The sequence below is a fragment of the Stenotrophomonas sp. STEN014 genome, from assembly GCF_056760315.1.
Window position 1 is genome coordinate 147,776 of the sequence record NZ_JBRREN010000005.1, and the last position, 26,278, is coordinate 174,053.

General features: G+C 66.4%; 23 protein-coding genes and 1 riboswitch. Of the genes, 14 read left to right on the forward strand and 9 right to left on the reverse strand.

Annotated features, from left to right (window positions below; all coding sequences use genetic code 11):
* Positions 1-477 (forward strand): hypothetical protein, encoded by a 477-nt coding sequence (locus tag ACVOMC_RS09020; RefSeq protein WP_481523670.1) that lies wholly within the window; start codon positions 1-3, stop codon positions 475-477.
* Positions 474-1,889, forward strand: a complete 1,416-nt coding sequence (gene mdtD, locus ACVOMC_RS09025; protein ID WP_481523671.1) for a multidrug transporter subunit MdtD — start codon at positions 474-476, stop codon at positions 1,887-1,889. The genes ACVOMC_RS09020 and mdtD overlap by 4 nt, the downstream gene beginning before the upstream one ends.
* Here the strand turns inward: mdtD and ACVOMC_RS09030 are convergent, their stop codons facing one another.
* Complete coding sequence (locus tag ACVOMC_RS09030) at positions 1,890-5,450, reverse strand: ATP-binding protein (protein WP_481523672.1); 3,561 nt, start codon at positions 5,448-5,450, stop codon at positions 1,890-1,892.
* 326 nt (positions 5,451-5,776) lie between these two features.
* Between ACVOMC_RS09030 and ACVOMC_RS09035 the strand changes: the two genes are divergently transcribed.
* From ACVOMC_RS09035 to ACVOMC_RS09045, 3 genes are read left to right on the forward strand one after another with little or no spacing between them, the layout of a single operon-like run.
* Positions 5,777-6,445 (forward strand): YceI family protein, encoded by a 669-nt coding sequence (locus tag ACVOMC_RS09035; protein WP_481523762.1) that lies wholly within the window; start codon positions 5,777-5,779, stop codon positions 6,443-6,445.
* Positions 6,442-7,020, forward strand: a complete 579-nt coding sequence (locus ACVOMC_RS09040; RefSeq protein WP_481523673.1) for a cytochrome b — start codon at positions 6,442-6,444, stop codon at positions 7,018-7,020. The genes ACVOMC_RS09035 and ACVOMC_RS09040 overlap by 4 nt, the downstream gene beginning before the upstream one ends.
* Entirely contained in the window at positions 7,017-7,586 is a 570-nt protein-coding gene (locus tag ACVOMC_RS09045; protein ID WP_057506029.1) for a YceI family protein, read from the forward strand. The genes ACVOMC_RS09040 and ACVOMC_RS09045 overlap by 4 nt, the downstream gene beginning before the upstream one ends.
* 90 nt (positions 7,587-7,676) lie before the next feature.
* Here ACVOMC_RS09045 and ACVOMC_RS09050 read toward each other — a convergent pair whose 3' ends face one another.
* A complete protein-coding gene (locus tag ACVOMC_RS09050; protein WP_054659845.1) occupies positions 7,677-7,901 on the reverse strand; it encodes a glutaredoxin family protein in 225 nt (74 codons plus the stop codon).
* Positions 7,902-7,997: 96 nt separating this feature from the next.
* Here ACVOMC_RS09050 and ACVOMC_RS09055 point away from each other — a divergent pair, with 96 nt between their 5' ends.
* The gene (locus tag ACVOMC_RS09055; RefSeq protein ID WP_481523674.1) at positions 7,998-9,380 is read left to right on the forward strand and encodes an L-serine ammonia-lyase; all 1,383 of its coding nucleotides are present in this window, start codon (positions 7,998-8,000) and stop codon (positions 9,378-9,380) included.
* Between the two features lie 330 nt (positions 9,381-9,710).
* Positions 9,711-10,334, forward strand: a complete 624-nt coding sequence (locus ACVOMC_RS09060) for a hypothetical protein (protein WP_481523675.1) — start codon at positions 9,711-9,713, stop codon at positions 10,332-10,334.
* A 76-nt stretch (positions 10,335-10,410) separates the two neighbouring features.
* Here the strand turns inward: ACVOMC_RS09060 and rarD are convergent, their stop codons facing one another.
* The 4 genes from rarD to metX all read right to left on the reverse strand — a co-directional run bounded on the left by rarD (position 10,411) and on the right by metX (position 14,827).
* Positions 10,411-11,289, reverse strand: coding sequence for an EamA family transporter RarD (rarD, locus tag ACVOMC_RS09065; protein ID WP_481523676.1), 879 nt, complete (start codon positions 11,287-11,289; stop codon positions 10,411-10,413).
* Positions 11,290-11,439: 150 nt separating this feature from the next.
* Positions 11,440-12,507: a homoserine dehydrogenase family protein gene (locus tag ACVOMC_RS09070; protein ID WP_481523677.1), complete on the reverse strand. Its 1,068-nt coding sequence runs from the start codon at positions 12,505-12,507 to the stop codon at positions 11,440-11,442.
* On the reverse strand, positions 12,504-13,748 hold the full coding sequence (locus tag ACVOMC_RS09075) for an O-succinylhomoserine (thiol)-lyase (protein WP_481523678.1): 1,245 nt from the start codon (positions 13,746-13,748) through the stop codon (positions 12,504-12,506). Before ACVOMC_RS09075 ends, ACVOMC_RS09070 begins: the two co-directional genes overlap by 4 nt.
* Positions 13,745-14,827 carry a homoserine O-succinyltransferase MetX gene (gene metX, locus ACVOMC_RS09080; protein WP_481523679.1) on the reverse strand — a complete coding sequence of 361 codons (1,083 nt, stop codon included), beginning with the start codon at positions 14,825-14,827 and terminating at the stop codon, positions 13,745-13,747. Before metX ends, ACVOMC_RS09075 begins: the two co-directional genes overlap by 4 nt.
* Positions 14,828-14,842: 15 nt before the next feature.
* A riboswitch (SAM riboswitch) is annotated at positions 14,843-14,962 on the reverse strand.
* Positions 14,963-15,079: 117 nt separating this feature from the next.
* Between metX and ACVOMC_RS09085 the strand changes: the two genes are divergently transcribed.
* The 3 genes from ACVOMC_RS09085 to trhA all read left to right on the forward strand — a co-directional run bounded on the left by ACVOMC_RS09085 (position 15,080) and on the right by trhA (position 18,309).
* A complete protein-coding gene (locus tag ACVOMC_RS09085) occupies positions 15,080-15,913 on the forward strand; it encodes a M23 family metallopeptidase (RefSeq protein ID WP_481523680.1) in 834 nt (277 codons plus the stop codon).
* Between the two features lie 74 nt (positions 15,914-15,987).
* On the forward strand, positions 15,988-17,592 hold the full coding sequence (locus ACVOMC_RS09090) for a peptide chain release factor 3 (protein WP_054659673.1): 1,605 nt from the start codon (positions 15,988-15,990) through the stop codon (positions 17,590-17,592).
* An 84-nt stretch (positions 17,593-17,676) separates the two neighbouring features.
* Positions 17,677-18,309: a PAQR family membrane homeostasis protein TrhA gene (gene trhA, locus ACVOMC_RS09095; protein WP_481523681.1), complete on the forward strand. Its 633-nt coding sequence runs from the start codon at positions 17,677-17,679 to the stop codon at positions 18,307-18,309.
* Positions 18,310-18,528: 219 nt separating this feature from the next.
* Here the strand turns inward: trhA and ACVOMC_RS09100 are convergent, their stop codons facing one another.
* From ACVOMC_RS09100 to mtgA, 3 genes are read right to left on the reverse strand one after another with little or no spacing between them, the layout of a single operon-like run.
* A complete protein-coding gene (locus tag ACVOMC_RS09100) occupies positions 18,529-18,960 on the reverse strand; it encodes a CBS domain-containing protein (RefSeq protein ID WP_054659677.1) in 432 nt (143 codons plus the stop codon).
* Complete coding sequence (locus ACVOMC_RS09105) at positions 18,920-19,936, reverse strand: glycosyltransferase family 2 protein (protein WP_481523682.1); 1,017 nt, start codon at positions 19,934-19,936, stop codon at positions 18,920-18,922. Before ACVOMC_RS09105 ends, ACVOMC_RS09100 begins: the two co-directional genes overlap by 41 nt.
* A 34-nt stretch (positions 19,937-19,970) precedes the next feature.
* Complete coding sequence (gene mtgA / locus ACVOMC_RS09110; protein ID WP_057506032.1) at positions 19,971-20,720, reverse strand: monofunctional biosynthetic peptidoglycan transglycosylase; 750 nt, start codon at positions 20,718-20,720, stop codon at positions 19,971-19,973.
* A gap of 75 nt (positions 20,721-20,795) precedes the next feature.
* On the opposite strand from mtgA, the gene hslO reads away from it, so the two are divergent.
* From hslO to ACVOMC_RS09130, 4 genes are all read left to right on the forward strand, one after another.
* Positions 20,796-21,689 carry an Hsp33 family molecular chaperone HslO gene (hslO, locus tag ACVOMC_RS09115; protein WP_481523683.1) on the forward strand — a complete coding sequence of 298 codons (894 nt, stop codon included), beginning with the start codon at positions 20,796-20,798 and terminating at the stop codon, positions 21,687-21,689.
* Between the two features lie 153 nt (positions 21,690-21,842).
* The gene (locus tag ACVOMC_RS09120) at positions 21,843-22,664 is read left to right on the forward strand and encodes an XOO1806 family protein (protein WP_481523763.1); all 822 of its coding nucleotides are present in this window, start codon (positions 21,843-21,845) and stop codon (positions 22,662-22,664) included.
* A 240-nt stretch (positions 22,665-22,904) separates the two neighbouring features.
* A complete protein-coding gene (locus tag ACVOMC_RS09125; RefSeq protein ID WP_481523684.1) occupies positions 22,905-25,676 on the forward strand; it encodes a TonB-dependent receptor in 2,772 nt (923 codons plus the stop codon).
* Between the two features lie 27 nt (positions 25,677-25,703).
* A complete protein-coding gene (locus ACVOMC_RS09130; protein WP_481523685.1) occupies positions 25,704-26,219 on the forward strand; it encodes a hypothetical protein in 516 nt (171 codons plus the stop codon).
* Positions 26,220-26,278: the final 59 nt, after the last annotated feature.

Here is a 26,278-nt window from a genome sequence, read left to right on the forward strand (position 1 = left end):
ATGCGTCTGCCCGCCACCGCGCTGATCCTGCTCCTGGTCGCCGGCGCGGTGGCGGCCGGGGCCGCGGCTCCGCTGGCCGGCCGGTTCGGCCATGCCTACACCGCCACCGACGGCGAAACCGTCTGGACGATCACTCCGCATCGCGACGGCGACTACCGCGTGCAGCAGCCCGGCAAGCCCGAGGCCCCGGCCGCAGTGCTCGACGACAGCCAGCGCATCGCGTTCTGGCAGAAGATGGACTGGGACACCACCACCGCCGCCGGGGCGAACTGCCTGCATTGGGGCGAGCCGGTCGCCGACTCGCTGGGGGACCTGTTCGAGGCCCCGCCTGCGGCCGCGCCGGTGCTGCGCCGTTCGCTGCTGTGCCACCTGCCCGGCCCCCAACGCGCACAGATCGGCTGGCTGGCCGACAACGCCAGCGACTGGTTCTATTACGACGCGCTGAGCGGGGTCATGGAAATCACACCGCTGCCATGAATCCGGCCGCTCCAGCCTCCGGCAACGCCACGCACCGGCCGCTGCTGTGGCTGGTATCGCTGGGCATCTTCATGCAGATGCTGGATTCGACCATCGTCAACACGGCGTTGCCGGCGATGGCCCACAGCCTGGGGGAAAGCCCGCTGCAGATGCAGTCGGTGGTGTTCAGCTACGCACTGGCGGTGGCCAGCTTCATTCCCGCCTCCGGCTGGATCGCCGACCGCCTCGGTACCCGACGCACCTTTCTGGCCGCGATCATCCTGTTCACGCTGGGCTCGTTGGCCTGCGCGCTGTCGCCCACGCTGCAGTGGCTGGTGGCCGCCCGCGTGTTGCAAGGCATCGGTGGAGCGATGCTGCTGCCGGTCGGGCGGCTGGCGGTGATGCGCTCGGTCCCGCGTGAGCAGTTCCTCGCCGCGATGAGCTTCATCGCCATTCCCGCGCTGATGGGGCCGCTGATGGGGCCGACGCTGGGCGGCTGGCTGGTGGAAGTGGCCTCATGGCACTGGATCTTCCTGATCAACCTGCCGATCGGGATGATCGGTTTCATCGCCGCGCTGCGGATCATGCCAGACCACCGCGCCCAGCGGAAAACCCGTTTCGACCTGCCCGGCTACCTGATGCTGGCGCTGGGCATGGTCGCGCTTTCGCTGGCGCTGGACGGCATCTCCGGCGTCGGCCCGGCCCACGCGCTGGTGATGCTGCTGGCGGTGATCGGCATCGCGGCCCTGGCCGGTTACTGGCTGCACGCCGCCGGCAGCGGCAACGCCCTGTTCCCGCTGTCGCTGTTCAAGGTTGTCAGCTTCCGGATCGGCATCCTCGGCAATCTGTTCTCGCGTATCGGCAGTGGTGCGATGCCGCTGCTGATTCCCCTGCTGCTGCAGGTGGGCCTGGGCATGAGCCCGATGAACGCCGGCATGCTGATGATCCCCGTGGCGCTGTCGGCGATGGTCGCCAAACGCGCGGCGGTGACGCTGGTGGAGCGCTTCGGCTACCGCCGCATCCTGATGCTCAATACGGTCTGCGTGGGACTGGCGATGGCCAGCTTCGTGTTCGTCACCCCCGAGCAGTCCCCGTGGCTGCGATTGCTGCAGCTGGTCCTGTTCGGCACGTTCAATTCGATCCAGTTCACCGTGATGAACACCGTGACGCTGCGTGATCTGGATACCGCCCAGGCCAGCAGCGGCAACAGCCTGCTGTCGCTGGTGATGATGCTGGCCACCGGCTTCGGCGCCGCCGCAGCGGGCAGCCTGCTGGCGACCTTCGGCACCCACCTCAGCGGCGACGACGCGATGGCCGCGCTGCACGCCACCTTCGTCTGCGTCGGCGCGATCACCCTCAGTTCGACCCTGGTGTTCTGGCAGTTGCCGGACAACCGCCCGGATCCGCGGGCGGTGGAAGAAGTGGTGGAATGATCACACCAGCGGTGGCACACCCGCCGCACTGCGCGGCCGCGCGGCCAGTACCTTGGCGATCTTGGCCAGCAGCAGCTGGGCGCTGACCGGCTTGCGCAGAAACCCGTCAAATCCCGCCTCCCTGGCCTGCTGCTCGGCCTCGCCATCCGAGCGCGCCGTCACCGCCACCAGCGGCATGTCATAGCCCAGCGTCCGCAACTGGCCGGCCAGCACCAAACCGTCGATGCCGGGCAGATCCAGATCCAGCAGCGCCACGTCGAACGCGCGCCAGCTGACCTCGGACAAGGCCGCCAAGCCGTGCGGCACGTGCACCACCTGGTGCCCGTTCACCGCCAGCAGGCCGCTGATGACCTGCGCGATGGTGGCGTCATCCTCCACCAGCAGGACCTGCAAGGGCGGCAGCGGTGCAGGGCCGGTGCCCGCCGCGCCGGCGGCGTCGACCGCGACCTGGCGCCAAGCCAGCGGCAACTGCACGCTGAAGCAGGTGCCACGTCCCGGCACACTGTCCACCTCGATGCTGCCGCCCATCGCACTGACCAGCTCGTTGCAGATCGCCAGCCCCAGCCCGCTGCCGCCGTAGCGGGCCGCGGTACGTGCGCCATCGGCCTGCTCGAAGCGACGGAACAGACGCTTACGCTGTTCGACATTGATCCCCGGGCCGGTATCGCGGATATCGAACCGCACGCCGCGACCACCGTCCCGCAATGACACCTGCAGTACCACCGAGCCCTGGCTGGTGAACTTGATCGCATTGCTCAGCAGATTGAGCAGGATCTGGCGCAGACGCATTGCATCGCCGTCCACCTGGGTCAGGGCGGGCACGCTGCTGTCAACGCGGAATTCCAGCCCGCGGCGCTGCGCCAGCGGCTTCATCAGCGCGCACACTTCCTCCAGCAGCTGCTGCAGATCAAGCGGCTGCTGCTGCAGTTCCAGCTTCCCGGCTTCGATCCGGGCCAGATCCAGCGCATCGTTGACCAGCCGCAGCAGGTGTTCGCCGGCGCGATGGATGGCCTCGGTGTAACCGCGCTGGCGATCGTCCAGTTCGGTCGACAGCAGTAGCTCGCTCATGCCCAGCACGCCGGTCATCGGCGTGCGCACCTCATGCCCGAGCGTGGCCAGGAAACGGGTCTTGGCCAGCGACGCCTGCTCGGCCAGCTCCTGCTTGTGCAGCGCCAGCTGCCATTCGCTGCGGCGGCGCAGACGGCGCCGGTACAGCCAGGCAAACAGCAACAGCAGCAGCCCCACCACCACCGTCAGCACGATCACCCCACCCAGACTGCGCCACCACGGCGGCTGCACATGCACGAGCCGCGTCTGCACTTCCGACCAGACGTTGTCGGAGGTCTTCGCCTGCGCCTGCAAGCGGTAGCTGCCTGGCGGCAGCTGCGAGAACACGCGCTCACCCGCCGCGCCCACCTCCACCCAGTCCGGGTCATAGCCTTCCAGGCGGAAGCGGTAGGCGTTGGTCGCCGAATCGGCGAAAGACAGCAGTCGCGCGGTGATATGCAGGTCGCGGTCCCCGTCCTCGATCTCCAGCGAACGCTGGTGGGTGAGGTCATGCTCGCTGTCGCCGCGGCGCACACTGACCCGCTCGATCACTAGCGGCGGCTGGCGGGTGGACGGCTTGACGCGCGCCGGATCGAACAGCACCACACCCTCGGGCGTACCACCGGCGATCTGCCCGGTGGTCGCCTGGACCAGGGCGCGGCGCCGGAACTCCTGCCCCGGCAGGCCGTCATGCACGCCGTACAGGCGGATTGAACGGCTGGCCGGATCGATCCGCACCAGTCCGCGCGCACTGCTGGCCCAGGCCACGCCCTCGGCGTCCACCACCAGCCCCGCGGGCGCCAGCGCCGGAAATTCACGGTCGGTGCCGACACTGTCCAAGCGGGAAAGCTTCTGTCCGTCCCACAGGTACTGGTCCATGCGCCCCAGCCCGGCCATCCACACCACACCGCTATCGGTGGTGCGGAACACATATATCCGATCACGGGGACTGCCCGGCACCGGCTCGAAACGCGCCAACGCCGGGTTCCATGCCATCAGTCCGGTCGCCGTGGCCAGCCACAGATGATCCTGTGGCCCGCAACGCACGTCCTCCACCGGGGTGACCGGCAAGCCCGCCCCCCCCAAGGGCAGCGAACGCAGCACCCGGCCGTCGCCGTCACGCTGCTGCAGCCCGCCACGTTCGGAATAGATCCAGATCGTGCCGCCTTCGCAGATCTGCACCAGATCGCCATCGCCGGGCAAGGCCGGATCCGTGCTGTCCTCCCGGTACCAGCGCCGTAGGGCGCCGGTTTTCGGGTCATAGCGCACCAGCGCATCCAGACTGCCGATCCACACCCGCCCCTGGCCATCCTCGACCAGCGACTGCGGCCAGTTGTTGCCGTCGATACTCCGCACATGGTGCTCGACCGCACCGGTGGCCGGATCCAGCCGGTCCAGCGCGCCCCGGGTGCCGGTGATCCAGATGCCGCCGGAGGCCGATGGCGCCAGCGCCAGCGCGTAGGGATTGCGCAGCGATGCCGGATCGTCCAGCCGGCGCGAAAGCACCGAGAACTGGCGCCAGCTCGGCGGCAGATGCCACAACCCGGCATTGGTACTGGCGAACCACAGCCCGCCTTCGCGGTCTTCGTGGGCACTGGACCAGTTCGGCTTGACCAGCCCGCGCTCCTGGGTGCTGTACAGCGGCACGTTGTGGACGCCGGTGTTGCGCATCCGCCCCAGCCCGTAACGGGTGTCGAGCCAGTAATTGCCATCGCCGGAGTACTGCAGCATGTTCAGTACTTCGTTGGACGCCAGGCCCTCCCAGACCGGCATCCGGAACCGGCCATCGGCCTCGCGCACCACCACCCCCTCGTTGGTGGCGACCCACAGCCGGCCCTCTCGGTCCACCTTCAGACCGTTGATCACCAGCGACGGCAGCACCTCTTCGCCAAACCGCTCGAATCCGTCGCCATCCCAGCGTGCCAGCCCGCCCTTGGTCCCCACCCACAGGCTGCCATCGCCGGTAACCGCCAGATAGCCCACGGCCGCGTGCGGCAGACTGCGCCGGTCACCGGCCACCGGCATGAAGCGCCGGATCTTGCCGTCCCCTCCCAGCCGGTGCAGGCCGGCGGTGGCGGTGCCGAACCAGAGGTCGCCATCGGCGGTAGAGGCGATGCTCCAGACCGTGTTGCTGCCGATCTCCGGGAAGTGCTCGCGGTCATAGAAACGGAAGCTGCGGCGGTCGGGGGACAGCATCACCAGACCGGCGTTCTGGGTGCCTGCCCAGAGCCGGTTGCCGGCATCCACATGCAGGCTCCACACCAGGTTGTCGCGCAGGCCGTCGCCGGCGCGCCAGATGCGGTAGTTGCGCCCGTCATAGCGCGCCAGACCATCGCGACTGGCCAGCCACAGATATCCGAAGCCATCCTCGGCAAACGCATTGATATTGCTCGAGGGCAGGCCATCGGCCACGGAGATCTGCCGCGGCTGCGGCGTCGCCGGCACATCGGCAAGCACCGGCAGCGCCAACACCGCCAGCATCCATCCGTAGAACCACAAAGTCATTCGAGTCATTGCGCCAGTATTCCATGTGCGTGCGCTGCCGGCATTTGCTGCGGCCACAGCGCCGGACGTCCGGCCATCGCCAACGGCCCCCCACGCGATCCAGCCTCCTGTCCGTACCGTCAAGCGCAGCATGATCAAAACGCCGCAGCCGACCTCCAGCGACGGACGCCAGCGTCTATCCCAGGACCGGACAAAACCCGGCGTCGATCACCGCTGCGGTGTCCGTCCCCAACGGCACGTAACAATCCTTTGCTCACCATGCGCACAATGCCCACCGGCTGTGCGCCTAGAATCCAGACACCCCGAACCGGAGCCGGACCGTGCCGCGACTGCTGATGATTCTGTTCTGCGCCCTGCTGCCGCTGGTTGCCACGGCCGCGCCGGAGCGCTACCGGATCGATCCGGTCCACACCCGCGTCCTGTTCGCCATCGAGCATGCCGGCTTCTCGCAGGCGCTGGGCACGGTATCGGGCACGGAAGGCGTGCTGGAATTCGATCCGCAGGACTGGTCCAGCGCGCGCCTCGACGTGGCGGTGCCCCTCACCCGGCTGGACCTGGGCGATGACAAATGGAACCGTGCCACGCTGGCGCGCAACCTGCTCGATGGCGAACGCTTCCCGCAGGCACACTTCGTCTCCACCCGCATCGAACCGGTCGATGCGAACCGCGCCCGTGTCCACGGCCGGCTGACCCTGCGCGGGGTCACCCGCGATACGACCCTGGAGGTCACCCTCAACGCACTCAAACGCTATCCATTGCCGCCGTTCCGGCGTACGGCCGGCTTTTCGGCAACGGCGGTAGTGAGCCGTGCCGATTTCGGCATCGACGCCTGGCAGTCCGTCATCGGTGACCGGGTCGAGTTGCGCATCGAAGCAGAAGCCGTGCGCGACGGCAACGCCGAGGCGCCGGCAGGGGCCCCCGACATTATTCCCACACCTGCAGACGACACTCTGCAGGACGCGGCCGATGCCGCCCTGAACAATGAAATGGACAAGCACCCATGACCCTGAAGAACACCACACACCGCTGGGGCGGCGTCAGCAAGACCCTGCACTGGCTGATCGCCCTGCTGATCCTGGCCTTGGGCATCGTCGGCCTGGTGATGGGCGAGTTCCCCAGGACGCCGAAGTATTTCTGGATCTACACGATGCACAAATCCATCGGTATCACCGTACTGGTGCTGGTCGCACTGCGGCTGCTGTGGCGGCTGTATGCCGGTGCGCCGCACGCCGTGCCGGGTACGCCCGGCTGGCAGGAACGCATCGCCTCGCTCACGCACTGGCTGCTGTATCTGCTGATGTTCGCCCTCCCGCTGTCCGGCTGGCTGTACGACTCGGCCAGCGGTCTGCGCCCGTTCAAGCTGTTCGGCCTGGTCGAGATGCCCAAACTGGTGGCCCCCAGCGAGTCCGCCAGCCAGGTCTCCCATGCCCTCCACGAGTACGGCTTCTGGGTACTGATCCTGCTGGTGCTGGCCCATGCCGGTGCCGCGCTCTACCACCACATCCACCAGCGCGATGCCACGCTCGTGCGCATGCTGCCCGATGGCTGGCTCCCCACCCCACAGAAGGATTCCGCATGAACATCAAGCTCACCTCGCCGACGGCGGTCGCTGCGGCACTGGCCGGCCTGCTGGCCATCTCCCCCGCGATGGCCGCCGACTACGTACAGGCGCCCGGCTCGATCCTGGTGTTTGCCAGCAAGTACGACGGTGAAGTGTTCACCGGCACCTTCCCCGGCTTCCAGACCCGAGTCAGTTTCGACCCGGCCAACCCGGCCGCGGGCAAGCTCGACGTGACCATTCCGCTTGCCGGGGCAAAGAGCGGCAACAGCGACCGCGACTCGACCCTGCAGGGCGCCGACTTCTTCAACGTCGCCCGTTTCGCGCAGGCCCGCTACACCGCCAACGGCTTCCGCGCGCTGGGCAACAACCAGTACGCAGCTGACGGTACGCTGGAACTGCGCGGGGTCAGCAAGCCGGTGACCTTGACCTTCAGCTGGACGCCGGGCGCGCAGCCGGTGCTGACGGGCAAGGCCACGGTCAAGCGGCTGGAGTTCGGCGTCGGCGGCGGCGACTGGGCCGACACCGGCACCATTCCCAACGAAACGGCGATCAGCACCAAGGTGGTGCTGAAGAGCGCACCCTGACCGCAACGCCCGCGTGCTGCGGCGCCTTCCTCTGCCCGCAGCCGCCGCACGGCACACACGCCAACCGTGGCACTCCCTCCTGTCGGACGATCACCGCCAGGCGATCAGGCTGTCGGCGCTGAACGGCCAGTCAAGCTCGGCGCCGGAGGCTGTATGGCGCAGCACCGGCACGCGGGTGCCGTAGCGGGCCTCGAGCTGTTCGTCGCCATCGATGAAGACACTGTCGAACTCCGGCGCGCGCGCCTGCGCCAGCACCGCCAGCGCCAGGTCGCACAGGTGACAGTCATCGCGCTGGTACAGAACCCACTGGCTCATCGGCTGCTCCACGGCGGGAATGCTGCGCTGCAGGCAAGGCCCGCAGCGGGGAGCCCGTAGAATAGCCGCCCTCTTACCGCAGTACGCAGAACCCGCATGTCCGTCAGTACGTTCGACCTGTTCAAGATCGGCATTGGCCCGAGTTCGTCACACACCGTCGGCCCGATGCGCGCGGCCGAACGCTTCGTGCATCGCTGGCTGCTCGATCCGGGCCGCCTGTCCGACGTGGCGCGCATCCGCGCCGAAGTGTTCGGTTCGCTGGCCCTGACCGGACGCGGCCATGGCACCGACAAGGCGGTGCTGCTGGGTCTGGAAGGCCACCGCCCCAATGCGATCGACCCGGACATCATTCCGGCCACGCTGGAGCGCATCCGCAGCAGCAAGCGCATCACACTGATGGGCCAGCGCGAGATCGCCTTCGACGAGAAGCGCGATCTGGCGATGAACAAGCGCCAGAAACTGCCGTACCACACCAACGGCATGCGTTTTACCGCCTACGACGCCGACGACCAGGTCATCGCCACGCGCGATTACTACTCGGTGGGCGGCGGTTTCGTGGTCAACGAGGACGATGCCGCCGACGACCGCATCGTGCCCGACCAGACCCCCGTGCCGTATCCGTTCAAAAGCGGCGACGAGCTGCTGGCGCAGGCCGCACGCAGCGGCCTGAGCATCGCGGCGATGATGTTCGAGAACGAGAAGTGCTGGCGCAGCGAGGAGCAGATCCGGGCCGGGCTGCGCGGGATCTGGGAGGCGATGCAGGCCTGCGTCACCCGCGGTATCCGCTCCGAAGGCACCCTGCCGGGCGGCCTGAATGTCAGCCGGCGCGCGCCGGCGCTGTACCGCGAACTGTCCGCACGTCCGGAGGCGGCGATGCGCGATCCGTTGACCACGCTGGACTGGGTCAACCTGTACGCGCTGGCCGTCAACGAGGAAAACGCCGCCGGCGGCCGCGTGGTCACCGCGCCCACCAACGGTGCGGCCGGCATCATTCCCTCGGTGCTGCACTACTACGACCGTTTCTGCCCGGGCAGCAGCGAACAGGGAATCTTCGACTTCCTGCTCACCGCCGCGGCGATCGGCATCCTCTACAAGGAAAACGCCTCGATCAGCGGTGCCGAAGTCGGCTGTCAGGGCGAAGTGGGCGTGGCCTGCTCGATGGCGGCCGGCGGACTGATGGCCGCACTGGGCGGCAAGCCGGGACAGATCGAGAACGCTGCCGAGATCGGTATGGAACACAATCTGGGCCTGACCTGCGACCCGATCGGCGGGCTGGTGCAGATTCCCTGCATCGAGCGCAACGCGATGGGTGCGGTGAAGGCGATCAACGCCGCGCGCATGGCCATCCGTGGCGACGGCAAGCACAAGGTGTCGCTGGACAAGGTGATCAAGACCATGCGCGATACCGGTCGCGACATGCAGGACAAGTACAAGGAAACCAGCCGCGGTGGCCTGGCGGTGAACGTCATCGAGTGCTGACGGCCGCGTCTTGCAAGGATGCGGGCCGGCCTCACAGAATCGGGCCATCGCAAGGTAGATGCAGGGGCAGGGATGCATACCGAACAGGAACCAGGTCATGAGCCGCCGCCGGTGCCACGCCCGGCACATCCGCTGCGGGCCAAGCCCACTCCACGCAGGAGCGGGCTCACCCTGACCAGGCTGGTGCTTGCGGTGGGCATCCTGCTGGTCCTGGCCTGGTTCATTGGCGAGCGGAACTCAGGGAATTCCGATTCCGCCCAGGCTTCCGTCTCGGCCGAACCGGAAGCGCCCGTCCCCCGCAACGCTGGCACTCGGTCCGAAGCGCGGGTGGTGCAAGGCGAGAAGTCCACCACGTTGCGGCAAGTGGAAGACGCGCGCATGCAGGTGGGTGAGCAAGGTACGGTGCTGCGCATCGAAGGCAGCGTCGGCAGGAATTTCGCCACCCAGCTGCAAGCGGCATTGGATGCCAACCCGTCCCTGCAGCGCATCGACATCACCAGTGGCGGCGGTTACGCCCAGTCCGGGCTGGAAGCGGCACGGATGATCCGCCGGCGCAATCTCATTGTCCGCGTGCACTCCCACTGCGCGAGCATGTGCGTCGGGCTGTGGGCCGCCGCCGCGCAGCGGCAGATGGAACCGGATGCCCTGATCGGCCTGCACCAGTGGAACGCCCAATGCGAGGCGTTCCCCTCGCCGGCCCGGGAAGAGTGCCGCCACCAGATCCAGTTCATGACCGACCACGACTCCAGCTATGACGCCTGGCTGCGCGATGCCGGTTTCAACCAGTATCTGCTGGACCTGCAGTCCAGCACCGCCGCGGAAGACATCGCCGTGCTGGATGTCCTGCAGCTGTGGGAGAACGGGGTGGACTTCAGCGTGGTCAACCGCGACGGACGCCGCATGAGCCGGGCCGAGGTACAGCAGCATCTGGCCGCGAAAAGCGGGTCGCGCTAGCCACCAGGGTTTTGTCCCGCCTCCGGGTTGCCGTGTGATTGCATATCCCGCCGCAAGCACGGGCACCGTTGCCGGTCTACACACGCGTGCGCAGCTTCAGCCCCCCCTCCAGCGCCAGCAGCCCCACCGCGACCCAGATCGCGAGATAGGTCGGCCACTGGTCCTGGCCCACGCTCTCACCCAGCAGCAACGCGGCCAGCATCAGCAGCACCGGCTCGACATAGGTGAGCAGGCCGAAGAGGCTGAAGGACAGCATCTTCGCCGCCAGCATGTAGCACATCAGCGCCACGGCACTGATCGCACCCAGCAGCGGAATCAACCCGTACAGCGCCGGCCGCTGCACCAGCATCTGTGCCAGCGCCTCGCCATTGCCGACTGCCGCCCACCAGGCGACCGGTGACAGCAGCACCAGTTCCACCCAGAAGCCGCCCAGATGCGCCACGCCGAGATGCCGCCGCACCAGGAAATAGGCCGGGTAGCCCAGCGCCACCAGCAGCATCTCCCAGGACAGGCCGTGGTTGCCCAGCAACGCCCACGCCACGCCCGCCGCCGCACTGGTCACCGCCAGTTTCTGCAGCGCGGACAGGCGCTCGCCATAGAAGACCCGGCCGACCAGCACCATCACCAGCGGCAGCAGGAAATAGCCCATCGATACCTGCAGCGCGCGCCCGTGCAGCGGCGCCCACAGGAACAGCCACAGTTGCACGCCCACCATCGCCGCGCAGGCCGGCATCGCCAGCCACAACCGGCGGTCCTGGCGAAGCCGGGCCAAGGTCTGACCGATCAGGCGCGGCTCGCCGCCGACATGCAGCATCAACGCCACCAGCGGCACCGCGAACAGCACGCGCCAACCAAAGATGTCGGTTCCCTGCAGCGGCGCCAGCCACGGGCTGGCGTAATACATCAGACCGAACAGCAGCGAAGCCGCCAGCGAAACCACCACACCTTTGGACACGCGCCACTACCTGTCGAGAAGATCACCGCAGGCCAACCACCGGCGCGGTCAGGCCCGGAGCACGGCAGCCGGCAGTCTGCCTGTGCAAGCTGCCAGCGGACGCCAACTCGCGGATGCGGCGCCGGGCACCATGATAAGGCGCGACAGGTGTCAGCCGCCGACGATGCGCAGCACGTCATCCAGCAACGCCGCTGCCGTCACTTCAGCACCGGCGCCCGGCCCCTGGATCAGCAGCGGCTGGCGGTTGTAGCGATCGCTGTGGATCGCCACCCGGTTGTCCGTCCCACGACCGCCGGCTAGCGCATGATCGGCCGGCAATGCGCGCAGCCCCACGTGGGCACCGTCCCGGTCCAGACGTCCGACAAAGCACAGACGCAATCCTTGCGCCTGTGCCTGGCGCAGCTGCGCCTCCAACGGGGCATCCAACTGCTCCAGCGCGCTGTCCACCGCCGAGGCCGGCAACGCGGCCAGCGCGGCCGGCACCAGCGATTCCACCCGGACCTGTTCGGCCTCCAGCGGCACGCCGGCGGCGCGGGCCAGAATCAGCAGCTTGCGCCGTACATCCTCGCCGGACAGATCGATCCGCGGATCCGGCTCGGTGTAACCGGCCGCCGCCGCTTCCCGCACACAGGCCGAAAACGGCTGGCTGCCGTCATAACGATGGAACAGCCACGCCAGCGATCCGGACAGCACCCCCTCGATGGAATGGATGTGGTCACCGCCGGCCACCAGCGCGCGGAGGCTGGCAAGCAGTGGCAACCCGGCACCGACGGTGGCGGCATCGCCGTAACAGGCACCCGTGCTGGCGGCGGCATCCGCGATCTGCCGCGCACGTGCCAACGCGGTGCCGTTGCCCAATTTGTTGGCGGTCACCACGTGGATACCCTGCCCCAGCCAGCCGGCATGATCGGCGGCCACGTCCTCGCTGGCCGTGGCGTCGATGACGATATCGCCGACGCGCAGGCAACCGATCTGCTGCCGATGCACCGGCTCATCACTGCTGCGCACAGCGGCGCGAGCCTGCGACAACGCCCGCTCCGGCGTATCCGCGCAGGCCAGGGCAATGCGCGAATTGGCCACCACATCCAGCGTGGGCAGCGCCAGCTGGCGTTGCTGCAAGGCCTGGTAACGGGCCACGAAGGCCGAACCGACGGTACCGGTGCCCAGCAGCACCAGACGGGCCTGTGCCGCGGCGACTGTACGCAACTGCGCGCTCATGCATCCACCGTTTTTCGCTGGGCGTCACGCTTGCCGTCCGCGATCACCCGGGCGGCACGCGCCAGACCGGCCTGCAGGTCGGCGAGCAGATCTTCGGTGCCTTCGATACCTACCGACAGGCGCAGCAGGCTGTCGGAAATGCCGGCCTGGGCACGCGCTTCAGGCGTCATGGCCGCGTGGGTCATCGTCGCCGGATGGGCCACCAGGCTTTCCACGCCTCCCAGCGACTCGGCCAGGGTGAAATAGCGCAGGCCATCGAGGAAGGCACGTACCGCAGCCTGCGGGTCGGCACCGCCACACTCGGCCAGTTCGAACGACAGCATCGCACCGAAGCCCTTCTGCTGGCGTGCGGCCACCGCATGGCCCGGATGCGAAGCCAGACCCGGGTAATAGACCGTGGCCACCGCCTCGCTGAGGGCCAGCTGGTCGACCAGCGCCCGCGTGTTTTCCTGATGGATGCGCAGGCGCGCATCCAGCGTGCGCAGGCCGCGCAGGGTCAGGAAGGCATCGAACGGCGAGCCGGTCAGGCCCAGCGCGTTGGCCCACCACGACAGCTGCTGGTGCAGCTCCGCGTCACGGGCGATCACCGCACCGCCGACCACATCGCTGTGGCCGTTGACGTATTTGGTGGTCGAATGCAGCACCACATCGGCGCCAAAGGCGATCGGGTTCTGCAGTGCCGGCGACAGGAAGGTGTTGTCCACCACCACCTTGGCACCGGCCTTGTGTGCGGCATCGATGACGAAACGCAGGTCGGTGATGCGCAGCAGCGGGTTGGATGGGGTTTCCACCAGCACCAGCGCCGGTGACTGGGCCAGCGCCTCGGCCAGCGAACGCGGATCGGTCAAATCGGCGGTGATCAGCTCGAAATGGCCCTTGGTCGCCAGCGCGTTGAACAGGCGCCAGCTGCCACCGTAGGCATCGTGCGGCACCACCAGCTTCTCGCCCGGCTTGAGCAGTGCGCTGAGCACCAGATTGATCGCGCCCATGCCGGTGGCGGTGATCACGCCGCCGGCGCCGCCTTCCAGTTCGGCCAGCGCCTCGCCCAGCAGGTCACGGGTCGGATTGCCGCTGCGGGTGTAATCATACTGGCGCTTGTTGCCGAAGCCGTCGAAGCTGAAGTTGGACGACAGCACGATCGGCGGCGTCACCGCGCCAAAGGCGGTATCGCGATCAATACCGGCGCGAACCGCGGCGGTGGCACTGCTGCAGGGAAAATCGGAAGCGGCGGACAGGCTCATGCGGTTTCTCCGGGAAGGCGAAGGGCGTTGGCGAGGATCGCGTCGATGCGATCGGTTTCTTTGAGGAAGGCGTCGTGGCCATAGGGCGAGCGCAACACGCGAAGGCTGCCGCGCGGGCCCAGTCCCTCGACCAGCGCGACGAGATCGGACAGCGGTACCAGCCGGTCCCCCTCAACGGCGACCACCAGCGTCGGCACGGCCACAGCGGCCGGCTCGATGCGGTGCAGATCGATCGATTCGGACAGGCGCAGGTACGCGTTGACGCGGGTGCGGGCGACGTACTGCGCGCCGGCGGCATCCAGATAGTCTTCCGCGGCGACGCGCACGCGCCCGTTCACCACTTCCGGAGCGGCATCGAACCGCTCGCCGAACTCCTCCGGGGTGCGGTAGCTGAGCATGGCGAACTGGCGGGCCAGAGCCAGCCCGTGGGTTTCGGCACATTGCAGCTGGCCCAGGGCGACCGCCCGGCGCTGCAGCGCACGCCACGCCGAGGCATAGGGATGCGGACGGTGGGCGCCACTGACTGCAATCAACCTGGCCAGCCGCTGCGGATGGCGGATCGCCAGCTGCAGGCCGACCAGCGCGCCGTAGGAATAGCCGACGAAACCGTGCAGCTGCTCGATATGCAGTGCATCCAGCAAGGCGGCGATGGCGTCGGCCTGGTCGGCGGTGTCGATTGGCACATCCACATCGCCATCGGCGCCGATGAAGTCGAACCCGAGCAGGCGCCGGCGCTGCGGGTCCAGCGCGCGGGTCGGCCCGACCAGGCCTTCGGCCCAGCCCTTCTCGCCGAATACCGGATTGGCGGCCAGATGCCGGTGCGCGGAAATGCCACCGGCCACCAGCACCACCGGCGCCGCTTCCACACCCACCAGCTCATAGCGCAGACGCAGCACGCGCGCTCCGGCGTGGCGCATCGACAGCGGCACCGTGAGTTCGCCGCGCACAGCACGGATGCCACCCCCGGTAGGGGGCGAAGCGACGGCGGAAACGTCTTGAAGGACGGCGACGGTGGCGAGACTCATGGCGGTATCCGGTAAGGAGCGGCCATCGAGCTTCGCGGAGCTCGCGTTCGACATGCGGAGGTGCAGATCGAACCATCTTTTCGGCGGACGCGTGGTCCCCGCAGGATTTGGCACCAAACACAGCCGCTGGCGCGTCTGCTGGTTGCCCCGGCTTCAAAGGGCCTGTCCCTCTGCCGGTCTCGATGGTGGGGCAACAATGCCAGCGCCCCCGAGGCCTGTCAATCCCTTTATCCGGATGGAGAGATGGAAAGGTTTCTCCGGCAACCAAAGCGCCATACTTGGGCGACCGCACTCACACTGGCCACCGTGCAAAACCCCCTTTTTTTCTTCCTGTTGACCTGCGCCTGTCTGCTGGCCGGACCGCGCGATGCCGCCGCCGAAGGCCCGCAGTGGCGGCGCGGCTGGGGGTTGGGACAGCCCGCCCCCCCCGTCCGGTCTGCGCACAGCAGTGGCTTTGCCGATCTGCAACTGCAACCTCAAAGCGGCGGGCATGCGGTGATCGCCCGCAACCTGCTCGCCGGCCCGGTACAGATCCGTCTGCAGGGCAGCGATGCACTGCTAAGCCCTGCCCGTCTGGTGCTGGCCGCCGCTGAAGAGCGCCGCCTGGCCTGGCTGCCTGCCAACGGCCCGGGGGCCCGGCTGCTGCTCGATGCCGTTCCCGGCGCCCCGGGCGCCCGTCCAGATGATCTGCTTTACCGCCTGCCTTTCGCGGGCGGTAGAGCCCGGGTGAGCCAGGCGTTTGGCGGCCGCCACAGCCACAATGATGCGCAGAACCACTACGCGGTGGACTTCCCGCTCGCCGAAGGCACACCGGTGCTCGCCGCACGCGCCGGCGTGGTGATGCAGGTGTTGGATGCCGCCACCGGCGAGGCCAACCTGGTCCGGATACTGCACGCCGACGGCAGCATGGCGCTGTATGCGCACCTGCAAGCCGGCAGTGCCGCGGTCCTGCCCGGGCAGAAGGTGGAAATCGGGCAACGGCTTGCCAATTCAGGCAATACCGGGCGCAGCAGTGGCCCGCACCTGCATTTCACCGTCCAGCGCAACGCCGGCATGGCGCTGGAATCGCTGCCGTTCCGCATGGCCGATGACCGCGGCGAGCTGCAATTTCCGCGTGAAGACAACGGCGGCGGCGACTGATCCACGCGCCGACGGGCGTCCCGCTATAATCGACGGCTCTTTTGCTCCGAAGCGCCCGTGCGGGCGCGCTCGCCATGTCCGAAGTCGCCTCCGAAGCCGCGCGTCGCCGTACGTTCGCCATCATCTCCCACCCTGACGCCGGCAAGACCACGCTGACCGAAAAGCTGTTGCTGTTTGGCGGTGCGATCCAGATGGCCGGCTCGGTGAAGTCGCGCAAGACCAGCAAGCACGCCACCTCCGACTGGATGGCGCTGGAAAAGGAGCGCGGCATCTCCGTCACCTCATCGGTGATGCAGTTCCCGTACGAGGACAAGATCGTCAACCTGCTCGACACCCCCGGCCATGCCGACTTCGGCGAGGACACCTACCGCGTGCTCACCGCGGTGGACTCGGCGCTGATGGTGATCGACGTGGCCAAGGGCGTGGAAGAACGCACCATCAAACTGATGGAGGTCTGCCGCCTGCGTGACACCCCGATCATGACCTTCATCAACAAGCTCGACCGCGAGGGCAAGGACCCGATCGAGCTGCTGGATGAAGTGGAAACCGTGCTCGGCATCCAGTGCGCGCCGGTGACCTGGCCGATCGGCATGGGCCAGCGCCTGAAGGGCGTGGTGCACCTGTTGACCGGCGAAGTGCACCTGTACGAACCGGGCCGCAACTTCACCCGCCAGGATTCGACCATCTTCCCGTCGCTGGACGCGCCAGGTCTGGCCGAGAAGATCGGCGAGAAGATGCTGGCCGACCTGCGCGACGAGCTGGAACTGGTGCAGGGCGCCAGCCATCCGTTCGACCTGGACGAATACCTGGCCGGCAAACAGACGCCGGTGTTCTTCGGCTCGGGCGTGAACAATTTCGGTGTGCAGCCGTTGCTGGACTTCTTCGTCAAGCACGCACCCTCACCGCAGGCCCGTGCCACCACCGGCCGCGATATCGCTCCGCAGGAAGACAAGCTGACCGGTTTCGTGTTCAAGATCCAGGCCAACATGGATCCACAGCACCGCGACCGCGTGGCCTTCATGCGCGTGTGCTCGGGCAAATTCACCGCCGGCATGAAGACCTTCCATGTGCGCACTGGCAAGGAAATGAAGCTGGCCAACGCGCTGACCTTCATGGCGTCCGACCGCGAGATCGCTGCCGAGGCGTGGCCGGGCGATGTGATCGGTATCCACAATCACGGCACCATCTCCATCGGCGACACCTTCACCGAAGGCGAAGCGGTGACTTTCACCGGCATTCCCAACTTCGCCCCGGAACTGTTCCGCCGCGCCCGCCTGCGCGACCCGCTCAAGCTCAAGCAGCTGCAGAAGGGCCTGGCGCAGCTGTCCGAAGAAGGTGCCACCCAGTTCTTCCGCCCGATCATGAGCAACGACCTGATCCTGGGTGCAGTCGGCGTGCTGCAGTTCGATGTCGCCGCCTACCGCCTGAAGGACGAATACGGCGTGGAAGCGATCTTCGAGCCGGTCAGCGTGGTCACCGCCCGCTGGGTGCACTGCGACAACGCCAGAAAGCTGGAAGAGTTCCGCGAGAAGAACGCCAGCAACCTGGCCATCGATGCGGCCGGCCAGCTGGTGTATCTGGCGCCGACCCGGGTCAACCTGCAGCTGGCGCAGGAACGCGCGCCGGATGTGCGCTTTGCCGCAACCCGTGAAGCAGCGCACACGGTTTCTGTGGCCTGAGCCCGATGCCGGCGTGCATACGCCGGCGTTCGGAGGGATGATAGCGGGCACCGGGCATTCCCCCTGCCCGCGTCATCTGCCTACATGACCACAGCTGCTTCCATCCGCGAAGAAATCGCCAGTGCCTTGACCCATGGGTTGGGCGCGGTGGCCGCACTCGGCGCCAGCGCCGTCCTCATCACCCTGGCCGCGATCTACGGTGACGGCTGGCAACTGGCCAGCGCGATCGTTTTCGGTGTCGCCCTGCTGTTGCTCTACACCGCCTCCACGCTGTATCACGCCATCCAGCACCCGATCGTCAAAGGCCGCCTGAAGGTCTTCGACCATTGCGCGATCTACCTGTTGATCGCCGGCACCTACACCCCCTTTACCCTGATCGGCCTGCGCGGCCCGTGGGGCTGGGGCCTGTTCGCCGCGATCTGGTCGCTGGCCGTATTCGGGGTGATCTTCAAGCTGTTCTATACCGGCCGCTTCAAACTGCTTTCGACGATCATCTATATCGTGATGGGCTGGCTGGTGGTGGTGGCGATCAAGCCGATGTGGCACTCGCTGGACGGATTCACCCTCGGCTGGCTGTTCGCCGGCGGCGTGTTCTATACGCTTGGCACCGTGTTCTACCACCGCGAGCAGCTGCCCTACTCGCATGCGATCTGGCACATGTTCGTGATCGGCGGCAGCGTCTGCCACTTCGTCTCGGTGACCGCGCAGATCCTGTGACGGGAAACCACCCGCACTGGCGCACCGCCGGCTGTGGACGACGGATCCAGCGGCAGAACGAACGGCCATGACCTGACGGGCGATGTGGAAATCGACGCCGCCGGCCAGTGCCTTACGCGCAGGCGGCGATTCGATTTCCCACCCTCACCGAACATCACGATCGGAACCTGCCCAGGCAAGGATGCCGGCTGAGTCCGGCGCTCCACCGGACCGTCAGACTCAGCCGCCGGTGATGTACTGCTGCAGCTGCCCCAGTTCCTGGCGCTGCTGCTCGATCACCGATTTGACCAGATCACCGATGGAAATCACGCCCATCACCTCATCGCCGTCCACCACCGGCAAGTGGCGGATACGGCGGTTGGTGACCAGTTCCAGGCACTGCTCCACCGTCACGGTGGGCGCCACCGTGACCAGCTCGGCCGTCATGATCTCGCGTACCGGGGTCGTGGCCGAGGAACGGTCCTTCAGCACGATCTTGCGCGCGTAATCGCGCTCGGAAAGGATGCCCACCAGATGGCGGCCGTCCATCACCAGCACCGCGCCGATGCCCTTTTCGGCCATCAACCGGATGGCCTGTATCACCGCGACTTCCGGGGCTACCGCATGGATCTCAGGAGACTTGGTCGCAAGCAATTGTCGAACGGTCTGCATGGCATTGTTCCGCGCGATGAGGGTCTGCTGATACTGCCACGGCCGCCGGCTGCCAGCTATCCACCAGGTACAGCGGCCGCTGTTTGACCTCCATGTACAGGCGCCCGAGGTATTCACCGATCAATCCCAGCGCGATCAGCTGCACGCCCCCCAGGAACAGGATCACCGCCATCATCGTCGGCCAGCCGGCCACCCGGTCCCCGTATAGCGCGGCCTTGGCCACCACGAACAGGGCAAACCCGAAGGCCGATGCCGCAGTGAGCAGCCCCAGATAGGTCGCCACCCGCAGCGGCGCGGTCGAAAAACTGGTGATGCCTTCCAGCGCGAAGTTCCACAGCTTCCACAAGCCGAACTTGCTGGCCCCGGCCAGACGCGGCGCACGCCGGTACGGCAAGGCCACCCGCCGGAAGCCCACCCAGCCGAACAGGCCTTTCATGAACCGCTGACGCTCGCGCAGCTGCCGCAATGCCTGCAAGGCCCGCGGTGACAACAGCCGGAAGTCACCGGTGTCGGCGGGAATCGGGGTCTTGGACAGCCGCCCGATCACCCGGTAGAACAGCGCCGCCGTCACCCGTTTGAGCCAGCCATCGCCTTCACGCACCAGCCGGGTGCCATATACATCGTCATACCCCTGCCGCCACAGCGCCACGAACTGAGGGATCAGCTCCGGCGGGTCCTGGCCATCGGCATCGAGAATCAGCACCGCCCCGTCGTCGACGAAATCCAGCCCTGCGGTCAGCGCGATCTCCTTGCCGAAGTTGCGCGACAGCCGCAACGTCGCCACGCGCGGATCGGCGGCCAACTGCCGCATCACCGTCCAGGTCGCATCGGTGCTGCCGTCGTCCACATACAGAAGGTGGCCGTCGATATCCTGCAGCCGGTCCAGCTCGGCGCAGATCCGCGGATGGATCAGCGGCAGCGTCTCCTGCTCGTTGCAGGCGGCGATCACGATGGTCAGGCGCTGGCGGGTAGTCATGCGGCGATTCTACGGAAGCCGGCCGGCGGCAAGGTCAATCGATCTGTTCCACATAGCCCGCACCGCCCAGCTGGCGCGCCTGCCGCTGGATCCAGGCCGCGCGCCGCTGCACGTACGGGCCGGGCCGGGTGGCGCTGTAGCGCCGCGGCGAAGGCAGTACCGCCGCCAGCCGCGCACTTTCGGCGGCACTCAGGCGCGCGGCATCCTTGCCCCAGAACTGCCGGGACGCCGCCTGCACGCCATAGATGCCGTCGCCGAATTCGGCCACGTTGGCATACATCTCCAGAATCCGCTGTTTCGGCCAGAACAGCTCGATCAGCACCGTATACCAGGCTTCCAGCCCCTTGCGCAGCCAGCTGCGTCCCTGCCACAGGAACAGGTTCTTGGCGACCTGCTGGCTGATGGTGCTGGCACCGCGCAGTCGTCGGCCCTGGGCGTTGTGGTCGCGCGCCTTTTCGATCGCCTTCAGGTCGAAACCGTTGTGCTCGGGAAACCGCTGGTCTTCGGCCGCGACCAGCGAGATCGGCACGCTGCGCGCCATCCCGTCCAGATCCACCCACTGGTGATGCAGGCGGAATTTCCAATCGCCGCGGCCCCAAGCCTCCAGCTGGCGCAGTGCCATGACCGAGGAAAACGGCGGATCGATGAAACGCAGCACGACCACCTGGCAGATGCTGAACAGCACCCACAGGGCCGGTGCCAGCAGGATCCAGCGTCGCCACCGTCGACGCGGTCGAACCGCCCCTTCCAACTCCACCTTGCGCTTCTCGCCCTCCGTCCCCATCTAAGCCACACCTTTATCATCCCGACGTCCGGCGCATTATCCGGCACCGACGTCCTCCCACGCACAGATACCTCCATGACCGACACCTCCGACCTCCTCGTCCGCTTCCTCCTGCCCGACGCCGGTGTCCGCGGTGTTCACGTCCAGCTCTCTGACAGCTGGCGGGAAATTCTGTCCCACGCCAGCTACCCGCCCAATGCCATGCAGCTGCTGGGTGAAGCCTGCGTCGCCTCGGCACTGTTCACCGGCCACACCAAGATCGATGGCCGCCTGTCGATCCAGCTGCGCAGCAGCTCCGCGCTGCGCACGCTGTTTGCCGAATGCACCGCCGCCGGTACCGTGCGTGGCATCGCCCAGCTGGCTGACGGCCTGGATGCCCCGGCCGAACTGCCGCAGCTGGGCGAAGACGCACTGCTGGCCATCACCATCGAAAATCCCGGGCTGGACCCGCGCGAGCCGCAGCGCTACCAGAGCCTGGTCGCGCTGCAGGGCCCGAGCCTGGACGAGGCCTTCGAGGACTACTTCCGCCACTCCGAACAGCTCCCCACCCGTCTGTTGCTGGCCGCCGACGGACAACAGGCCGCCGGCCTGCTGCTGCAGAAACTTCCCGGTGACGAGGGCGACCAGGACGGCTGGACCCGCGCCGGCGCCCTGTTCGACACATTGCACCGCGATGAGCTGCTGAGCATCGGCGCCACGGATCTGCTGCACCGCCTTTTCCACGAGGAAGGCCCGGAGCTGGTTGCCGAGAAAGCCCTGGGCTTCGCCTGCTCCTGCTCGCGCGAGCGGGTGGAGAGCATGCTGCAGTCACTGGGGGAGGAAGAAGCCCGGGCGGCCGCCGAACCGACCGGCCAGGTCGAAGTGCGCTGCGAATTCTGCGGCCGGGAATATCACTTCCCTTTGACCGAAATCGGCGTATTGTTCAGCTCCACATCCGCCAACCAGCCCGCCCCCGAGCGGCTGCAGTGACGGCATACAACGAGTAGCGTTCTGGGGAGGACGAGGACTTGTTAAGAAATAATAAACACCCTAGGATCAAGTCATCACTCACCGGGAACTTCCCGGTGCCTGCCCTGTCTGATTGAGTCCATGAACGCATTCCTGCGCCTGCCGCTTGCCTTGATGATCGCCCTGAGTGCGGTCTCGGGCGTTCATGCGCAAAGCAAGCCCAAGGCAGCAGACACCGTCATTCCGGTCTGGAACCGGGGCAGCGGCAAAGTGGAGGCGCTGCTGTATCTGGAGCCCACCGGCGAACAGACGGCAGGTGCACGCTGGCATTTCGGCCGCAACTCGCTGGACGCGGCCTTTGGTCTGTCTTCGGGCGATTCGCTGGGCCTGCTGTGCAACAGCAGCCGGGGCAGCAGCATCAGCGGACTGGCCAGCCACTGCATGCTGGCCAGCCTGGGTGACGACGACGAAACCGCACCGGGCCGGCATATTTCCGCGACCACCAGCCTCAACCGTCCAGGCGGCCGTATCGGCGTGAGCGCCGGCACCGGCAAGGAATCGTTGCCAGCTTGGCTGTCGAACGGCGTCAAAGCCCCGGCCGGCCATGTGGAGCAGAACGATCTAACGGTGTTCGGCCAGAAGAACATCGGCCGCGAAGGCTTCGTTTCCATTGGCGGTACCTACGCCAAGGCCCGGCTGGTTCCACTGAGCGATGTCTCGCCGGCCGTGGTTGACCAGTGGGACAGCAAAAGCCTGAGCGTTGGCGGTGGCTATGGCGCCTTCAGCGCCAATGTCATCGGCCGCGTTGTCGATGCCCCCGGCCAGAGCAAATGGGAAGGCCTCGGACTTGGCATCACCTGGCGCACCCCGTGGAGCGGTCAGCTGACCGTCGGTGCCGACAACGTCATCACCCGCGGCAAGAATCCGTTCTCCCCCCGGAATGACAGCAACGACGACGGCGCAATTCCTTACGTCCGTTACGAGCAGGATCTCTAAAGCCGAGCGCTCGCTCTTGATAGAAGTAACCCAAGCCCCCGTACTCCGGGGGCTTTTTGTTGCACTCGCAACAACTATTTGCCGAATTTCACCAAAATAATCCAATTCATTAACAAAGCTTTAATTTCAGAAGATACGGAAGTACTATCGAATCAGCCTCGCAAATTTGGGCCTTCATTTCGGCCCCTGCGGTGGCAATTCCGATTGCAACTACCAAGATCCCTTGGAGAGAGAGAGCCAATGAATTGCAAGACCAACAAGCTGCGTGATGCAGTGGTCCTGGCACTGATCGCCAGCGCCGGTACCGCTACCGCACAGGCGCAGGAATCCAGCAGCCCGACCAACCTCGACCGCATCGAAGTCACCGGTTCCCGCATCCGCTCGGTGGACGTGGAAACCTCGCAGCCCGTCTTCGTGATGGACCGCCAAGCCATCGAGAAGCAGGGCCTCACCTCGGTCGCCGACGTCCTCCAGCGCATCTCGGCCAACGGCGCCGGCCTGAACACCAACTTCAACAACGGTGGTGACGGCTCCTCGACCATCAGCCTGCGCAACCTGGGCTCAGAGCGCACCTTGGTGTTGGTCAATGGCCGCCGATGGGTTGCCAATCTATCCGGCTCGGTCGACCTGAATACCATTCCGGCTGCGATCATCGAGCGCGTGGAAGTGCTGAAGGATGGCGCCTCCTCTATCTATGGCTCCGACGCCATCGCCGGTGTGGTCAACCTGATCACCCGCAGCGACTTCGATGGCGCCGAAGCAAATGCCTACATTGGCCAGTACGACAAGGGCGATGGTCAGCGCACTGCCTTCGACGCCACAGTCGGCACCAGCAGCGACCGCGGCAACCTGGTCATCAGTCTCTCGCGCGTGAAGGAAGACCAGGTTCTGGCCAAGGACCGTGCCATTTCCCGTGAGCCGTACTTCGGTCTGGGTTCGGCCTACTACAGCAGCTATTCGGCCAACGGCAAGATCAATGCCCCGGCATCCGCTGGCGGCAACCTCGCCCTGCGTCCGGGTGCGATCGGTAGCGGCTTGGCCAGCAACCCGTATTACGGCATCGACCAGTATGTGCCGTACACCAGCGCCTTCAATTACAACTATGCGGCCGACAACTACCTGGCGACCCCGCAGAAGCGTAGTGCCCTGTTCGCGCAGGGTTCTTACAACCTGACCGACAGCATCACCTTCAAGATGGATGCGCTGTACAACGAGCGTCGCTCGGCACAGCAGCTGGCCGGCTTCCCGCTGAGCACCATCAACACCGGCATCAGCATGAGTGGCGACAGCTACTTCAACCCGTACAACACCGCATATGGTGGCGACGGCCGGGATGTCAGCTGGACCCACCGCCTGACCGAAGCGGCGCGCCTGTATGACCAGAACAGCAAGACAAGTCACGTCTATCTGGGCCTGGATGGCTTCTTCGAGTTCTCAGGCCGCCAGTTCAACTGGGACGTCGGTTACGCGTTCAACAAGACCAATGAAGTGGAGACCCAGGTCGGCGACGCCAACCTGCTGACCCTGGAATCCTCGCTTGGCGCATCGGAAGTGCGCGATGGCAAGGTGGTCTGCGTCACCGCTCCGGGCGGCGCCGTGATCGATGGCTGCGTGCCGTTCAATCCGCTGTCGCCGCAGGGCGCCGTCAGCAAGGAAATGCTGGACTACCTGCTGTTCACCGCTCACAACACCTATCAGTACCGCAACGAAGCCGTCACCGCGAACCTGTCCGGTGAACTGTTCGAACTGCCGGCGGGCTGGCTGAGCTTCGCCGCCGGTTATGAGCACCGCAAGGAAAGCGGTTACTCCTCGCCGGACGCGTTCATCGCCAACGGCCTGACCTCCGGCAACGCGTTTGACCCGACCTCCGGCGCCTACAGCCTGGACGACGCCTACCTGGAAGTCCTGGTGCCGGTGCTCAAGGACGTGCCGGGCGCGCAGCTGCTGGAACTGAGCTTGGCCACCCGCTTCTCGGACTACAGCAACTTCGGCAACACCACCAACAGCAAGTTTGGCTTCAAGTGGAAGCCGTTCGACGAACTGCTGGTTCGTGGTAACTGGGCGGAAGGCTTCCGCGCGCCGTCGATCACCAACCTGTACCGCGGTGCCTCCGACTCGTTCGTGCAGTACTCCGATCCCTGCTCGGCTAATGGCCGCTTCGCCGGCGATGCCAGCGTGCTGGGTGCCTGTCAGGCCGCCGGTGTGCCGGCAGGCTTCATTGCCGAGTACAACAGCGGCGGCGGCGCGGCCGGTGGCCAGACCATCTTCCCGTTCACCCTCGGCGGCAACCCGAACCTGACCCCGGAAACTTCCACCAGCAAGACCTTGGGCCTGGTGTACAGCCCGGCATGGGCAACCGGCCTGAACGTCTCGCTGGACTGGTGGTCGATCGATCTGGAAAACCGCATTCAGAGCTTCACCGCTGATGCGATCCTGGACAAGTGCTACGTTGACGGCATCAGCAGCTACTGCAGCCTGTTCACCCGCCGTGCCGACGGCCTGGTCACCGACATGTTCATCGGTCCCATCAACGCCGGCTACCAGGAAGTGGAAGGCTACGACCTGACGGTGAAGTACCGCATGCCGGAAACCTCGGTGGGCACCTTCGCCTTCACCTTGGACTCGACCTACGTCAGCAAGAACCGCTCGCGCGACTCGAAGAATGATGACTGGCAAGCCTTGAACGGCATGTACTTCGAGTCCGATCCGTACTGGCGCCTGCGTGGAAACCTGACCACCGACTGGTCCTACGGCGACTTCAGCGCAAGCTGGATGATCCGTTACCGTTCGGGCCTGACCGAAGACATCAGTGAAGGCAGGCTGGAATCGATTACCTACCACGACCTGCAGATGAGCTACAACCTGCCGTGGAACGGTACTGTCCGCGTCGGTGCCAACAACGTCTTCGCCAAGGATCCGCCGGTGACGTTCGACGCCTTCGCCAACTCGTTCGACCCGCAGTACGATATCCCGGGTCGTTACATGTACATGCAGTACACCCAGCGCTTCTGATGCTGGCACTGCACTAGTGTCACGCAGATGGCCCGGTTCGCCGGGCCATCTTCTTTTGAACGAAAGGAGATCGTGATGAGCACCCCGCACCACTGGATTTACCGCATTGCATTGCTGGCCCTGCTGGTACCGGCAGGCGCAAGCGCGCAGACCAAGGCCGTCGATGTCGCCAAGCCCTTTGAAGAACAGCGCCGCCAGGTGCTGGCCGATCTGAACGAGGACAAGTACCGCGAGATTTCAGTCGAGGACCGAAGCGCGGTGACCGCCGCACTGGGCCGTATCCTGCAGCATCTGCAGACCCAGCCCGACCCCGCGCAGCTTCCCGAGCACAACCGCGTCGCAGTCTTCAACGACCAGAGCCTGATCAATACGATCCTGACGCAGGCCGCGGCGGACAGCCGGCTGATCTGCCGCCGTGAACGCACCGTGGGCTCGAACATGCCGCAGAACAACTGCCTAACGGTTGCAGAGCGGCGCCGCCAGAAGAACAACGCGCAGGACAGTGTGATGCGCATGCAGCGCACCCCCAAGAAGGTCGAGTAACGTATCCCGACAGCGGCCTGCAGGACCCATCAGCCCGCGTGGAGGGCAGACGCCGCCCT

Bases quoted from the DNA above. Each gene is read 5' to 3' on its own strand.
- ACVOMC_RS09105 (WP_481523682.1), bottom strand. From the start codon at position 19,936: ATGACTACCCGCCAGCGCCTGACCATCGTGATCGCCGCCTGCAACGAG.
- mdtD (WP_481523671.1), top strand. From the start codon at position 474: ATGAATCCGGCCGCTCCAGCCTCCGGCAACGCCACGCACCGGCCGCTG.
- ACVOMC_RS09030 (WP_481523672.1), bottom strand. From the start codon at position 5,450: ATGACTCGAATGACTTTGTGGTTCTACGGATGGATGCTGGCGGTGTTG.
- ACVOMC_RS09020 (WP_481523670.1), top strand. From the start codon at position 1: ATGCGTCTGCCCGCCACCGCGCTGATCCTGCTCCTGGTCGCCGGCGCG.
- mtgA (WP_057506032.1), bottom strand. From the start codon at position 20,720: ATGGGGACGGAGGGCGAGAAGCGCAAGGTGGAGTTGGAAGGGGCGGTT.
- hslO (WP_481523683.1), top strand. From the start codon at position 20,796: ATGACCGACACCTCCGACCTCCTCGTCCGCTTCCTCCTGCCCGACGCC.
- trhA (WP_481523681.1), top strand. From the start codon at position 17,677: ATGACCACAGCTGCTTCCATCCGCGAAGAAATCGCCAGTGCCTTGACC.
- ACVOMC_RS09120 (WP_481523763.1), top strand. From the start codon at position 21,843: ATGATCGCCCTGAGTGCGGTCTCGGGCGTTCATGCGCAAAGCAAGCCC.
- ACVOMC_RS09035 (WP_481523762.1), top strand. From the start codon at position 5,777: ATGATTCTGTTCTGCGCCCTGCTGCCGCTGGTTGCCACGGCCGCGCCG.
- ACVOMC_RS09050 (WP_054659845.1), bottom strand. From the start codon at position 7,901: ATGAGCCAGTGGGTTCTGTACCAGCGCGATGACTGTCACCTGTGCGAC.
- metX (WP_481523679.1), bottom strand. From the start codon at position 14,827: ATGTCGAACGCGAGCTCCGCGAAGCTCGATGGCCGCTCCTTACCGGAT.
- ACVOMC_RS09045 (WP_057506029.1), top strand. From the start codon at position 7,017: ATGAACATCAAGCTCACCTCGCCGACGGCGGTCGCTGCGGCACTGGCC.
- ACVOMC_RS09070 (WP_481523677.1), bottom strand. From the start codon at position 12,507: ATGAGCGCGCAGTTGCGTACAGTCGCCGCGGCACAGGCCCGTCTGGTG.
- ACVOMC_RS09055 (WP_481523674.1), top strand. From the start codon at position 7,998: ATGTCCGTCAGTACGTTCGACCTGTTCAAGATCGGCATTGGCCCGAGT.
- ACVOMC_RS09125 (WP_481523684.1), top strand. From the start codon at position 22,905: ATGAATTGCAAGACCAACAAGCTGCGTGATGCAGTGGTCCTGGCACTG.
- ACVOMC_RS09075 (WP_481523678.1), bottom strand. From the start codon at position 13,748: ATGAGCCTGTCCGCCGCTTCCGATTTTCCCTGCAGCAGTGCCACCGCC.
- ACVOMC_RS09100 (WP_054659677.1), bottom strand. From the start codon at position 18,960: ATGCAGACCGTTCGACAATTGCTTGCGACCAAGTCTCCTGAGATCCAT.
- ACVOMC_RS09040 (WP_481523673.1), top strand. From the start codon at position 6,442: ATGACCCTGAAGAACACCACACACCGCTGGGGCGGCGTCAGCAAGACC.
- ACVOMC_RS09130 (WP_481523685.1), top strand. From the start codon at position 25,704: ATGGCCCGGTTCGCCGGGCCATCTTCTTTTGAACGAAAGGAGATCGTG.
- ACVOMC_RS09090 (WP_054659673.1), top strand. From the start codon at position 15,988: ATGTCCGAAGTCGCCTCCGAAGCCGCGCGTCGCCGTACGTTCGCCATC.